The following is a 13,743-nucleotide window of genomic DNA, read 5'->3' on the forward strand; positions in this document are numbered from 1 at the left end:
CACCCCTACCGTCCCACCTTGAAATCCGCCTGCACATGGAAAACCCCATCCTTCTGTTTCACCGGCTTAACGACAACGCAGCCGTGCCGAACGGAATCTTTCCGTTTCTCTGCAGTCAGCATCGGGTCGTCTTCAAACTGAATCTCAGTATGCAGCAGCTCTTGCAATATGCCTGGCTTGCTGATGGCTACATGCACATGCTGAGGCAGATCGGTTTGCGGATAACTCGCCGGGCGAATGGAGCGGAACGAATAACGGCCTTTGTCATCGGTCTTCAGATAGGTGAAGAGGCGGGCGTGCTGAAAATCGCCACCGTTGCCGGTGATGTGTGCAGCCTTGTCTGAATACCAACCCTTGGCGCTAGTGTGATAGAGATAAATCAATGCCCCGCTGATCGGCTGACCCTGGACATCCTTCACCACGCCTTCGAAAAGAAACTTCTCGCCTGGTTCCTTCTCGGTCACCATGGTCACAGTGCCCGGCTTGGCATGATCGCGTATCAGGTGCCTGAAGCGGGGCCAGGCATGGGCAGGCATATATTTGTCATCGGAAAGCAACACGGAAATACTCTTGCCCGATTGCAATGCTTGCTCTGCATCGTCGATGAGTTCCTTCACTATGTCGGGTTCTGTTTTGCCTGGTGGCAGCGTCTGCCTTGGTTCATTTTGCAGCGCTTCGGTGCAGCCTGTCATCAGCATCCAGGAAAGGAACGCAACAGCCGGGGAGAGATGTGCAGACATGATGACCCTCGCATCAGGTAGTGCAGCCACCGCGCAGCACGACAACTCCGTGCAGTGTGCCGCTTATTGTCTAGACGAGGTTAAAATGGAAGAGTGGACAACGATTTGAAAAATGAGTGGTTTGTCACTCATCTCTTATTCATAAAAAAATTGCCGCGGCAGGGCGAGACGGGAGAGGCTGATCCAACGCACAAAGAGCGGATGTTTATGGCTGCTCCTTCCGGCCTGACCAGGTTCACAAAGCCCCATTGCGTGGGTCCCCTCCCGCCTCGCCGCACCGCGGCAACGCAGAATTGTGAATCGTCACGAAATTGTAGAGTTGAACGCTGCAAGTATCAAGTAGATATATTTGAGTTCTCAGCACTTAGCACTCAGGACTTAGCACTATACTTGCAGCACTCCCGTCTTAAACGGCTTGCCTTCATCCACCCGGCTGGCGACCTGGAACGCTTCAATCAGCACATCCCGCGTGTGTTCAGGATCAAGAATGCCATCGACCCATAACCGCGAAGCGGCATATCGCACATCGGTTTTCTCATCATAAGCTGCTTTGACTTTCTTGCGAAGTTCTTCCAGTTCCTCCGCTTCAGGGTTCTTGCCTTGCCGTTTCAGAGCGCTAACCTGAACATCCAGCAGCGTGTTGGCCGCCTGGGCGCCACCCATCACCGCATACTTGCACGTAGGCCATGCAAAGATGAACCGTGGATCAAATGCTTTGCCACATAGGGCATAGTTGCCTGCTCCATAAGAACCAGCGAGGATCACTGTGATCTTCGGCACCACGCTGTTGGAGATCGCATTCACCAGCTTGGCACCCGCCTTGATGATACCGGCCTGCTCCGAATCGCGACCGACCATGAAGCCATTGACATCCTGCAGAAAGAGCAGCGCGGTACGGGTCTGGTTACAGTCCATGATGAAGCGGGCAGCTTTGTCCGCAGCGTCGACATAAATCACTCCGCCGTATTCGAGCGCACCCTTGGAATTCTTGCTCCGTTTTTTTTGATTGGCGATGATACCGACTGGAATGCCGCCAATCTTTGCGTAGCCACACACCAGCGTCTGGCCAAACTCGGCTTTGTATTCATCAAACACGCCACCATCGACCAGGTGGCCGGTGATCAGGTCACGAACGTCGTATTCCTTGCGACCATCAATATCGATGATGGTGTTGATCTCTTCCACTGGTTTGGTGGCTGGCTCAAAAGGTTGTTCAGGCACCGCATAGCTGGCGGGCAGCAGGGCAATCAGTCGACGCAGCCGCTTGATGCAGCTTTCATCGTCCGCTTCACGGAAATCAATGGTGCCTGAAATGGAGGCATGCATCTTCGCCCCGCCCAGGTCTTCGTGATCCACCGTCTGCCCGATGGCAGCTTTCACGAGTGCCGGGCCGGCCAGATACAAACCTGAACCTTCCGTCATCAGCAACTTATCGCACAGCACAGGCAGGTAGCCTCCGCCCGCTACGCAGTTGCCCATGATCGCCGAATACTGCGGCAAACCATCCGCGGAAAAGACCGCGTTGTTGCGGAATATTCTGCCGAAGTCATCTTCATCCGGAAATACCTCATCCTGCAAAGGCAGAAACACGCCCGCCGAATCAACCAGGTAGACGAGAGGCAAATGGTTCGCTTGGGCAATTCGCTGGGCACGGAGCACCTTTTTGGCGGTCATCGGAAAGAACGCACCAGCCTTGACCGTTGCATCGTTGGCGATGATCATCACCCGCCGCTTTTCCACCGTGCCGACGCCAGTCACCACACCTGCCGACGGAGCGCCGCCCCATTCTTCATACATGCCCCAGGCAGCCCATAAACCGAGTTCCAGAAACTTGACTTTCTTGCCTTCATGGTCGCACAGTTTGTTAATGCGTTCGCGAGCGGTCAGTCGCCCTTTTTCATGCTGCCTTTCGATCGCTTTCTTGCCGCCACCCAGGACAATCTGCTTTGCCTCGGTCTCTATTTTCGCTACCAGTTCACGCATGGGAGAAGCCTTTCACAAGGATGCAAGGCTTGTGATAGAGGCTACGCTGTTAGTTGCCAACTTTTTCAGAACGTTTCCGTGGGACACGTTTTCAACGTGTCATTATTCTTGCACCCTGTCCCCACGCCCCTCGCCGCATACACATAACACCAGCCATTCAATCAACAAGGAGTATCCCAATGCGTTATGCCACGTGGATGCTGTGCATGGGAATCCTCTTGGCAGGATCCATGCAGGCCGATGATCCGCCGGCCCAAAAATCTGTACAGGATGAAGTTCAGAAACAGCTAAGTGCCATTCAATCCGAATGGAACACCAAGCGGGGCGAGTTCTTCAAGAAATTCCAGGAAATCAACGATCAGAATGAACGAGCCAAGTTTTATCAGAAGGAAGCACCCAAATTTGACACTTATGCCGAGCGTGTGCTGAAGCTGGCTAACGAAAACCCCACTGCACCCAAGGCTGCAGATGCTGTGCTCTGGTGTTTCATGAATGGTGTGGAAGGCAAGCAGGAAGAGGCCTGTGCCAAGTGGCTCAAAAGCTGGATTACCAGGACCGATCTTCCTGCGCTCAATCAGCAGTTGAAACGATACTACTATCTCAACAACCGCGAGGTCATTGCTGCAGTCTTTGAGAAGGTAAAATCCGCAGGTAAGAATGAACACGCAGTACCACTTCTGGTCTGGGTCTCCCGTCAGGGTGTCTATTCCGACCAGGCGGCCAAGGTCGCAGGCGATGCTCAGAAGCTGATGCTCGATCAGTTTATTGAAGCACCTGAATTGGGTGATGTCTGCATGTCATTGGCCGATTCCGAAGATGCCAAAGCAACAGAGACATTGAAGAAAATTCTCGACAAGACCAAGCATGAGGATGTCAAAGCCAAGGCGTGCCTGGCCCTGGGCAAGCAATATGCCAAGAAGGAACTTACCCACCCCGATGCAGAGAAAATGTTCGAACGCGTTCTGAAGGAGTTTCCCAAGCTCGATAAGAATGTCAAGAACATGGCATCGGGAGAGCTGAATGAACTCAAGTTTCTCTCGGTAGGCAAACCCGCCTTGGAAATCGCAGGCAAAGATCTCGACGACAAGGAATTCAAACTGTCTGATTACAAAGGCAAAGTGGTGCTGCTCGATTTCTGGGGCTTCTGGTGAGGCCCCTGCGTGGCGATGATCCCTCACGAGCGGTCGCTTGTGAAACGCCTCGAAGGTAAGCCCTTTGTCATCATCGGCGTCAATTCCGATACCTATAACGATGGCTTCAAGAAGAACATGGAGAAACATCAGGTCACTTGGCGTTCGTTCAAAAACGAAAGAGAAGGGGACGCTGGTGCGATTGCAACACAATGGAACGTCCGCGGCTGGCCCACGCTCTATCTGATCGATCACCAGGGCATCATCCGCAACAAGTGGCTAGGCAGCCCCGGCGACAAAGTGCTCGATGAAGCCATCGAAACGCTTGTCAAGAATGCCGAGGCGGAGACGAAGAAATAAAGCGTGGGACTCGTTTGTAACGTGTTAAAACAAACGGTCAGCCTGTGCCAGGGTCGTAACTATACTCAGTTTCGACCCTGGAATTTTAACAGCGTAATTCGTCACATCAACCTACGCCTACCGTCGCTAACTCGCACTCGTATAACGAAACAAACGTGTTCGTTCTGGAGCTGCCATGAGTGGTCCATCGCCAGCATTGTTTTTTGATACCCTCAGTGCCTATCAGCGGACCGAAGCCCTGAAGGCAGGCATCGAACTCGGAATTTTCACACAGATTGCACGGGGACATCAGACGGCGGCACAGCTTGCTATGGCGTGCCAAGCAGCCGAGCGTGGCGTTCGCATTCTTGCCGACACCCTGACGATTATCGGGTTTCTGAACAAAGAGGGAGAACGCTATTCGCTGACGCCTGATTCACAGGTGTTTCTGGATAAGCAGTCACATGCGTATCTTGGTGGTGCGGTGCAATTCATGCTGGCGCCAAATTTGAAAGAAGGTTTCTACCAGTTGACTGCAGCGGTGAAACGCGGGGGTACAGCTATCTCCGAAGAGGGTACCGTCTCGCATGATAACCCGATCTGGGTCGATTTTGCCCAAGCCATGGGCCCGCTCATGACTTTGCCTGCAGAATTACTGACGAAACTGGCAGGTGATGTGACAGACAAGCCTTTGCGCGTGCTCGATGTTGCAGCAGGGCATGGCATGTTCGGTATTGCCTTTGCCAGGCGATTTCCCAAGGCGACGGTGACGGCGCTCGACTGGCCCAACGTGCTGAAGGTTGCTCAGGCAAATGCCCGGCAGGCGGGTGTAGAAGAGCGGTACACTTTGAACCCCGGCAGTGCTTTTGATGTAAACTGGGGCGGACCTTACGATGTGGTGCTGCTGACCAATTTCCTGCATCACTTTGATAAGCCAACATGCGAGCAACTCGCTGCGAAGGCTCATCAGGCACTGGCGCCAGGCGGATGTGCCATCACGCTCGAGTTTATCCCAGAAGAAGATCGCATCTCGCCACCTTCTACCGCGAGCTTTGCCCTGGTCATGCTGGCCAGCACGGCACGAGGCGATGCATACACCTATGCAGAATTGGAGCAGATGTTCGCCCGATGCGGCTTCGCTCGAAGCGAATTCCACCCTCTTCCACCCACTAATCAGCAGGCTGTGGTGTCATACAAACGATGACATTCAATGCAGCTCGATAAAGTCTTTACCGCAAAATATTCACGACAAATATCGAAGCGCAGTGAAATCATTAACAGACGAACTTAGCTGTAAATCGAGAACAAGAATTTGAATGATTCACGTTCTTCCTGCGTAGTAATGATAACTGTTGTTATTGACTTTAACTTTGGATTGGGTATATCCTGCAATAGACGAGGGAAGAAGGATGCGTTTTGCTCAATTAGCCAAACTAATTCTAATATGCTATTTGTTGCATTTTAGCTGCGCTACTTTCTTTCCAGGCATAGTTAAATCTTCAATTTCACAACCGTCTCACACGGGCCTACCTGCCGACAGTTCCGAAATACCGGTTCCATGTGAAGGATGTTGGGAAAGTGGTAAAATTGTAGATACTGACTTCAAAGATTACATCACAGATGCTATTGGGACTCAATGTGTTGTAAGAATCGAGTCCAGATTAAGTGAAAGTCACTTTTCCGAATTCAAGTCTTCTCGAGATTTGCTCACTTCCATTAATCGTCTCCAGATTTGAACTGCCAAGTCTCGAAGTATCTCATCATCATGATGTCGCAAACAACTAGTGTTGTTGCGCAATCTTGTGATCAGTGATCTAATTCGCCATCCAACCGCTCGAAACTATTCCAATCTTTTTGATGCTCCGACATCTTGCGCTCATGGGTCAAGCAGGTCTTCGTGATGAAGTCAGCTTCCTGGTCAATTGAGATCAATGAGCAGTAACCTGATGTTTCCCTACGTGTGGTATCCAATGACTGAATCCGCAAGACAACGCCTGTTTTCCACGAAACTGAAAATGAACGAGAATCAAATGTCTGGCCTTGCACTTCCGGCGATTCGCCTGAAACGAACGTCATACTGCTTATGGATGCTGCTGGGTTGGCTGGTGCTCACCCTCGCCGGATGCAACAAGCATAAGGAACATTCGGAATCGGTCCATCATAAGGTTGTAGTCACAACACCTAAGCAAATGGATGTTGTCGTTACTCAACAATATGTATGCCAGATTCACTCGCATCGGCACATTGAAATCCGAGCCTTGCAGGAAGGCTATCTTGAGCAGATTCCTGTCAAAGAAGGGCAGACAGTCAAGGCAGGGGATGTCTTGTTTAAAGTTCTACCAACTCTCTACAAGACCAGACTGGATGCAGAAAAGGCAGAGGCAGAACTGGCACTTCTGGAATTGAATAACACCAAAAGACTGCATGAGCAGAAAGTCGTGTCCATTCAGGAAGTTGCGCTGTTCGAAGCCAAGCTGGCTCGAGCCAAAGCCAAAGTGGCGCAGGCAGAAGCGGAATTTAACTTTACAATTGTCAAAGCTCCGTACGATGGCATCATTGATCGTTTGCGACAGCAGCAAGGCAGCCTGGTCAAGAAAGAAGATTTGTTGACTACTCTTTCAGATAACAGCCTGATGTGGGTCTATTTCAATGTGCCTGAAGCACGTTATCTCGAATATATGTCCAATTCCGATCAGGAAAAACAATCAACAGATTCCGTCAACAATCGCAAGATTCTTCAACGCTATCCCGATGATAAAGACAATCGCCAGATTGAACTCGTCCTGGCCAACGGGAGCAAGTTTTCTCAGACCGGAAAGATTGGAGCAATTGAAGCTGATTTCAATAATGAAACGGGAAATATTGCCTTTCGGGCAGACTTCGTCAATCCAGATGGACTGTTGCGAAATGGGCAAACGGGAAATGTCCTGATTCATCAAAAGCTGCATGATGCCCTGGTCATTCCTCAGCGGGCAACCTTTGAAATTCTGGACAAGCGATTCGTCTATGTCCTTGACAAGGACAACGTCGTGCAGCAACGCGAGATTGTGATCGAACAGGAATTGGATGACATTTTTGTGATTAAGAAGGGACTGGATGCAAAGGATCGATTCGTTGTGGAAGGTGTTCGCCAGGTGCACCATGGCGATAAGGTCTCTGATTACGAATTAAAAGAAGCAGATGAAGTGCTGTCCAAGCAGAAGTATCACTCCGAATAGCCTACATCATATCGAAGTCCTGATCAGCGAGAACGTACCGAGCCATGTTCACTAAAATCCTTTACCGGCCAGCACTGGCAATTGTCATTTCGATCATCTTGTTATTTCTGGGTGTGTTGGGAATTTATACCCTTCCCATTGCGCAGTTCCCCTCCATCACGCCACCTACCGTGGAAGTAGCTATTGCCTACCCTGGCGCCAGTGCAAATGTGCTGGTGGATTCCGTTCTGATCCCACTGGAGCAATCCATCAACGGCGTTCAGAATATGCGTTACATCGTTTCCGATGCAACCAGTGCCGGCGAAGCCACCATTCGAATCTTCTTCGAGCCGGGAACGGATCCCAATATCAACGTGGTGAATGTGCAGAACCGTGTCAACATTGTGATGAACCGGTTGCCTCCCCTGGTTCAACGGGAAGGTATTCTCGTCAGCCAGGTTGTTCCAAGCATGCTGATGTATGTCAATATCTACAGCACGGCTCCGAACACGGATCAGAAATTCCTTTACAATTTTGCCAATGTCAATGTGATGCCTGCGATCAAGCGAATCCAGGGCATCGGGCTTCCCCGTAATCTGGGCAACCGCGCCTATGCGATGCGAATCTGGCTCAAGCTGGATCGTATGCGCGCTTACAAAATATCGTCTGAAGATGTCATGAAAGCGCTGGCAGAACAAAGCGTGATTGGCTCACCGGGCCGACTCGGCCAGGCTACAGGCAAGACTTCGCAATCACAGGAATACGTCTTGACCTACATCGGCCGATACAACAAGCCGGATCAGTATGCCAATATTATTCTCCGAGCTAATCCCGAAGGAGAGATACTTCGACTCAAGGATGTTGCAGATGTTGAACTGGGATCAGAGTTTTTCGACATCTATTCCGATCTCGATGGCCATCCTGCAGCATCCATTATCTTGAAGCAGAGTCCCGGCTCCAATGCTACTGCGGTGATTGAGGAAATCAAAAAAGAACTCGAGCAGATCAAGAAAGAGTCATTTCCTCCCGGAATGGATTACGAGCTTGCTTATGATGTCTCCAAGTTTCTGGACGCCTCCATTGAAAAAGTGCTGCACACGCTTCTGGAAGCATTTGTCCTGGTTTCACTGGTCGTTTATATGTTTCTGGGTGATTTGCGATCAACGCTGATCCCGATCCTGGCAGTTCCCGTCTCCCTCGTGGGAGCATTCTTTTTCATGCAGATGTTCGGGCTTTCCATCAATCTCATCACCTTGTTTGCCCTGGTGCTGGCGATTGGTATTGTCGTGGATAATGCCATCGTGGTCGTCGAAGCAGTTCATGTCAAGATGCATGAAAAGCACCTTTCGCCGTATCGAGCAACCTGGGAAGTTCTCCATGAAGTCAGCGGCGCCATCATTGCTATCACCCTGGTGATGACATCCGTCTTTGTGCCGGTAACCTTTATTCCCGGACCTGTCGGAACATTCTACCGTCAATTCGGAATTACGATGGCAACATCCATCGTTCTTTCGGGTATCGTTGCCCTGACGTTAACTCCAGTTCTCTGCGCGATGATCCTCAAGCCTCTTCATCAATCCAATGGACATTCGAATTCTGAAAGGAAGCGGCGCTCAATCCTTGGTACAGTGATCTTTGCCCTGGGAGGATTACTGGTACTGGGCCTGGTCACCTATCTGGCATATTACTTGTGGGGCAAAGTGGGTTTTATCCTGCTGGCAGTTCCTGTGCTGAGGCGTCCTTTTGATTATGCAGTGGAGAAAATTACCAGTGGATATACCGGGATTCTTCGATGGATCGTAACCAGTCGATTACTGACTGTGTCCTTTGTTGGCAGCTTTATCGCCGGTATCTATGTGGTTGGCTTGATGTTGCCTACCAGTTTTATCCCAGGTGAAGATCAGGGAATTATCTATGCCGTAATCCAGACACCTCCTGGCTCCACTCTGGAATACACCAATGCCAAATCACATGAGTTGCAGAAAGCTGCGAAGGAACTCGACGAAGTCAGCTCCGTCACGTCCCTGGCGGGTTATGAAGTGCTGACGGAAGGACGAGGATCGAATGCCGGTACCTGCATTATCAATCTGAAAAACTGGTCTGAACGCAAACGGACTGCCCGCGAACTGATGGAAGAACTCGAAAAGAAATGCCACGCGATAACCGATGTCAAAATCGAGTTCTTTGAACCTCCAGCAGTGCCAGGCTTCGGAGCTGCAGGAGGCTTCTCCATGCGGCTCCTCGACAAGACCAATTCAACCGATTACAAACAACTTGGCGAGGTAACCGCGAAGTTCATGACAGCGCTGGAAAAACGTCCTGAACTCAGCAATCTGTTTACCTTCTATACTGCCGACTTTCCTCAATACGAATTGATCATCAACAATGATGTTGCCATGCAGAAGGGTGTTTCGATTGGCAAGGCACTGGATAATCTCAACATCCTCATTGGTAGCACCTACGAGCAGGGTTTCATACTCTTTGGGCAGTTCTTCAAAGTGTATGTACAGTCAGCGCCTGAGTTCCGCCGCTTTCCGGAAGATCTGAACAATTTATTCATCAAGAATGATCATGGCGAGATGGTTCCCTACACTTCCTTCCTTTCAGTCAAAAAGAGGCAGGGGCTGAATGAAATCACTCGCTATAACCTCTATCCTTCCGCCTCAATCCAGGGAGCTCCCGCTCATGGGTTCAGTAGCGGGCAGGCCCTGCAAGCCATTCAGGAAGTTGCTGCACAGACCCTGCCGCAAGGATATGGCATCGGCTGGGAAGGTCTTTCCTATGATGAATCGAAAAAGGGAAATGAAGCTCTCTACATCTTCCTCATTGTGATTGCCTTTGTGTATCTCATTCTGGTTGCACAATACGAAAGTTTCATACTGCCATTGGCTGTCATTCTTTCCCTGCCTATCGGGGTTTTTGGCTCATTCTTTTTCCTGGAGTTGCTGGGGTTGGCGAACGACGTCTATGCACAGATTGGCATGGTCATGCTCGTGGGACTTCTCGGAAAGAATGCGATCTTGATTGTGGAATTTGCCGTCCAACGCCACAGGGATGGCTTGAGTTTCAAGGAAGCTGCCATTGAAGGCGGAAAGCTCAGATTCAGACCGATTCAGATGACCTCTTTTGCATTCATTGCTGGACTGGTTCCACTGGTGATTGCCACAGGCGCTGGAGCCATCGGAAACCGTACGATTGGAACCACTGGTGTTGGCGGTATGCTCGTAGGTACGGTCTTTGGGGTTATGGTTATTCCAGGGCTGTATTATCTGTTTGGCGTACTCTCAGGAGGAAAGAAATTCCTTCGAGACGAGGTGGATGAACCACTCAGTGAACTTTTTGAACACAATGCCATAGCTCCGGAGAACAACGACCACTAAATCTGATACGAGCAGCAGTTCTCATTTCCGGCAATGGTTCTTGCAATACTTTGGATACATGAATGGCCAATGTTGCGCACCCGGTGCGTCGTCACAAGGCATCAATTACATGAGAATTTCTGAATAGATTATGCCTTTTCAGTGCTCTCAAACCGGACAAAATGACGATTACCATGATTGTGTGGGTCAGGGAACCTTGAGTTCCTGCTCATGCAATGTGAGAAAGCCTCGATGCCACAGATGGCGTGACCGTGCCAATGCACCGCATGGTTCTTGTGGCGGGTAAACTTGGCAGGATGCTGATGATGTTCTCCAGTTTGAATAACAGACCTGGCAAACACCATAAGTTTGTCACACATGGCAGTATCCTTTTATCATTCTCCATCGTGATGTCATCATGCCAGATTCCCAATCTCCGGCAAGCAGAGACGGGTCCGGAAACGCCTTCGAGTTTTACTGGTAGCAGCAGCAGCGGAGAAAGTTCAGCACAACTCCATGTTGATCAGTTTTTCAACGACCCAATGCTGATTCGATTGATGAATGAAGCCCTGACTAATAACCAGGAACTTAAAATACTGGCTGAAGAGATTGAAATAGCCAACAATGATATCGATGTACGAAGAGGAGCCTACCTCCCTTTTGTTAACATGAAAGCTGGTGCAGGATTCGAAAGGTCGAGCGCATTTACACCGCTGGGTACCGCTGAACGAGAATTGCAATACCAGCCGGGCAGGAATTACCCGGATCCACTCCCCGATTTTCTGCTGGCTGCGAATGTGAGCTGGGAAGTTGACATCTGGCGAAAATTGAGAAATGCCAGAGACGCTGCTACCCTTCGCTACCTCGCCACCAGTGAGGGAAGAAATTACGTCGTTACCCGTCTGGTTGCTGAAGTTGCTGAAAAATATTACGACCTCATGGCTTTGGATAACAAACTGAAAACACTGGAACAGACTATCGAACTGCAAAAGGAAAGCTTGCGCATTGCCAAAGCTAAAAAGGAAGCTGGGAGAGATACCGAACTGGCAGTGCAGCGATTCCAGGCTGAGGTGAATAAGAACCAGAGTGAAACACTCATGGTGAAACAGGAAATCATTGAAGTCGAGAACCGCATCAATTTTCTTGCTGGTCGGTTTCCCCAGCCTGTTGAACGAGCATCTGCAGGATTCCTTGACCTCAAAATACAGGCTGTCAATACTGGTATTCCATCCCAGCTTCTTCAAAATCGTCCCGATATCAGGCAGGCGCAACGTCAACTGGAAGCGGCAGGGCTTGATATAGAAATCGCCAAAGCTGAATTCTATCCCTCTCTCGACATCATTGGAGGCATTGGCTTTCGGGCATTCAATCCAAAATACTTTTTCAATCCAGACGCATTGATTGCCAATACTGCTGGCGAATTGACTTCTCCCCTGATCAACAAGCTGGCCATACAGGCGGAATACCGTAACGCGAATGCCAGGCAGTTGCAGTCGGTTTACAACTATCAGCGAATTATCCTCGATGCCTTCACTGAAGTCATCAACCGCGTATCCATGGCGGATAATTATGGGAAGAGCATTGAAATCAGGAAACAACAGTTGACTGCTCTTGAAGCATCGGTAAACACGGCAACCAACCTTTTTCAGAACGCACGCGCAGAATACAGCGAGGTATTGTTTGCGCAACGTGATCTGCTGGAAGCCAGAATGGTCTTGATTGAAACAAAACGAAAGCAACTCTCAGCCATGGTCAATACCTACCAGGCACTCGGTGGTGGCGTTGCTCAATCCAGTAATGCACAGACACCACCTGCAAGCCAGTAGTTCTTCCCAGGATTCGGACGCACTTTTTCGGATAGCCTTGCTGTGCAGACTTGACTTAGTTTTGCCGGAAACGCGAGGAAGGTTGTTGTTTCGGTATTAACCGAAACAACAATCAATATTCGATACTCTACTACCCAATCACCTCATCCAAAGCCCGCTGCCGTCTTCTTCTTCGTTGCCAGACCACGCTCGCTGCCACCACGCTGCTGCCAATCATCAGAGCCCACGTCGTTGGTTCAGGAACAGCGAAGGTAGCAATCTCAAAAGTGTATCGGTAAAAGGGACTGATGATTTCACCGCCACCCGCTGCTTCGGTGCGTGTGCCACTGATCCGAAAATCGATGTCATAAATACCCGGAGCAGAAAAGGCCATGTTGAAATTGTTCTGGGTGCCGGCAAAGCGGGTAAACGAAGTGATGTTCTGATCAGTCGAAAGCAAGATCGTACCCAGGTTTCCCAGCGCACTGTTGAACGGATCATCATTGCTGTAATAGGAAAACGCACCGGGGTTCGTGATGCCCGCCACCGACATGGTAATCGTGAACTGGTTATTGACCAACACGCCATTAGGCACACTGAACGAGGCGACCCCCATGATCAATCGAGTAACCGGATCACCATTCTGAGGCGTGGCCCGGAACAGTTGGTTAGGCCCCACACCAACAAAAGACCAACTGGTGGGCACCGGTCTAGTGAAAAGATGCTGTGGCCCACCCACCAGGAAAGTCGCTCCGCCTGGCGCGTCAAACACAAAACGTCCCAGTGAACTGCTGAACGCTGCATCATACACCGTCTGGGTCGATTCATCATTGATTTGCACAATCCAGAACGGATTGTTGACGTTCGTGTTGTTGAACCCGAGTTCCAGAAACGAAATCTGGCCCTGGGCAATAACGTCTTGTGCCTGAAGACAAACCGTCGAAAAGCAGGCCAGAAGCAGTGAGGCAATATATTTCATGATGTTCGCAAGATAGAATAAGTGCCAGACCCTTAGACGTTTCCAGTGTAGCCAAAGTTCCCCCAGGCTACAAGAATAACAGTGGTGTTCTCCCTCTTCCCCATGGGGAGAGGGGCTGGGGGTGAGGGATTATTAATGGTGTTTAACCCGATTGTTTGAACAAAAGGGTTGAATACAAGATGAACCCCCTCATCCTTAACCCTTCTCCCCA

General features: G+C 50.2%; 9 protein-coding genes and 1 other RNA gene. 6 read left to right on the forward strand and 4 right to left on the reverse strand.

Translation table 11 applies throughout. From position 1 onward, the window contains the following. Positions 1 to 5: 5 nt before the first annotated feature. The 3 genes from JNJ77_09035 to JNJ77_09045 all read right to left on the reverse strand — a co-directional run bounded on the left by JNJ77_09035 (position 6) and on the right by JNJ77_09045 (position 2,723). Positions 6 to 740, reverse strand: a complete 735-nt coding sequence (locus tag JNJ77_09035) for a hypothetical protein (GenBank protein MBL8822717.1) — start codon at positions 738 to 740, stop codon at positions 6 to 8. A gap of 168 nt (positions 741 to 908) precedes the next feature. After that, an RNA gene (gene ffs, locus JNJ77_09040) (signal recognition particle sRNA small type) lies at positions 909 to 1,005 on the reverse strand. A gap of 119 nt (positions 1,006 to 1,124) precedes the next feature. After that, entirely contained in the window at positions 1,125 to 2,723 is a 1,599-nt protein-coding gene (locus tag JNJ77_09045) for an acyl-CoA carboxylase subunit beta (protein ID MBL8822718.1), read from the reverse strand. A gap of 179 nt (positions 2,724 to 2,902) precedes the next feature. Here JNJ77_09045 and JNJ77_09050 point away from each other — a divergent pair, with 179 nt between their 5' ends. The 6 genes from JNJ77_09050 to JNJ77_09075 all read left to right on the forward strand — a co-directional run bounded on the left by JNJ77_09050 (position 2,903) and on the right by JNJ77_09075 (position 12,574). Next, on the forward strand, positions 2,903 to 3,874 hold the full coding sequence (locus JNJ77_09050) for a hypothetical protein (protein MBL8822719.1): 972 nt from the start codon (positions 2,903 to 2,905) through the stop codon (positions 3,872 to 3,874). A gap of 39 nt (positions 3,875 to 3,913) precedes the next feature. Further along, positions 3,914 to 4,213 (forward strand): TlpA family protein disulfide reductase, encoded by a 300-nt coding sequence (locus JNJ77_09055; protein ID MBL8822720.1) that lies wholly within the window; start codon positions 3,914 to 3,916, stop codon positions 4,211 to 4,213. Positions 4,214 to 4,388: 175 nt separating this feature from the next. Continuing rightward, positions 4,389 to 5,396 carry a methyltransferase domain-containing protein gene (locus tag JNJ77_09060; GenBank protein ID MBL8822721.1) on the forward strand — a complete coding sequence of 336 codons (1,008 nt, stop codon included), beginning with the start codon at positions 4,389 to 4,391 and terminating at the stop codon, positions 5,394 to 5,396. 826 nt (positions 5,397 to 6,222) lie between these two features. Further along, a complete protein-coding gene (locus JNJ77_09065) occupies positions 6,223 to 7,410 on the forward strand; it encodes an efflux RND transporter periplasmic adaptor subunit (GenBank protein MBL8822722.1) in 1,188 nt (395 codons plus the stop codon). A 44-nt stretch (positions 7,411 to 7,454) separates the two neighbouring features. Beyond that, the gene (locus JNJ77_09070) at positions 7,455 to 10,769 is read left to right on the forward strand and encodes an efflux RND transporter permease subunit (protein MBL8822723.1); all 3,315 of its coding nucleotides are present in this window, start codon (positions 7,455 to 7,457) and stop codon (positions 10,767 to 10,769) included. 305 nt (positions 10,770 to 11,074) lie between these two features. After that, the gene (locus tag JNJ77_09075) at positions 11,075 to 12,574 is read left to right on the forward strand and encodes a TolC family protein (protein MBL8822724.1); all 1,500 of its coding nucleotides are present in this window, start codon (positions 11,075 to 11,077) and stop codon (positions 12,572 to 12,574) included. Positions 12,575 to 12,704: 130 nt separating this feature from the next. On the opposite strand, the gene JNJ77_09080 is transcribed toward JNJ77_09075, so the two are convergent. Further along, a complete protein-coding gene (locus JNJ77_09080) occupies positions 12,705 to 13,532 on the reverse strand; it encodes a PEP-CTERM sorting domain-containing protein (protein ID MBL8822725.1) in 828 nt (275 codons plus the stop codon). Between the last annotated feature and the right edge of the window lie 211 nt (positions 13,533 to 13,743).

The organism is Planctomycetia bacterium (assembly GCA_016795155.1).
Lineage (GTDB): Bacteria > Planctomycetota > Planctomycetia > Gemmatales > HRBIN36 > JAEUIE01.

Bases quoted from the DNA above. Each gene is read 5' to 3' on its own strand.
- JNJ77_09065 (MBL8822722.1), top strand. From the start codon at position 6,223: ATGTCTGGCCTTGCACTTCCGGCGATTCGCCTGAAACGAACGTCATAC.
- JNJ77_09045 (MBL8822718.1), bottom strand. From the start codon at position 2,723: ATGCGTGAACTGGTAGCGAAAATAGAGACCGAGGCAAAGCAGATTGTC.
- JNJ77_09060 (MBL8822721.1), top strand. From the start codon at position 4,389: ATGAGTGGTCCATCGCCAGCATTGTTTTTTGATACCCTCAGTGCCTAT.
- JNJ77_09050 (MBL8822719.1), top strand. From the start codon at position 2,903: ATGCGTTATGCCACGTGGATGCTGTGCATGGGAATCCTCTTGGCAGGA.
- JNJ77_09075 (MBL8822724.1), top strand. From the start codon at position 11,075: ATGTTCTCCAGTTTGAATAACAGACCTGGCAAACACCATAAGTTTGTC.
- JNJ77_09035 (MBL8822717.1), bottom strand. From the start codon at position 740: ATGTCTGCACATCTCTCCCCGGCTGTTGCGTTCCTTTCCTGGATGCTG.
- JNJ77_09080 (MBL8822725.1), bottom strand. From the start codon at position 13,532: ATGAAATATATTGCCTCACTGCTTCTGGCCTGCTTTTCGACGGTTTGT.
- JNJ77_09070 (MBL8822723.1), top strand. From the start codon at position 7,455: ATGTTCACTAAAATCCTTTACCGGCCAGCACTGGCAATTGTCATTTCG.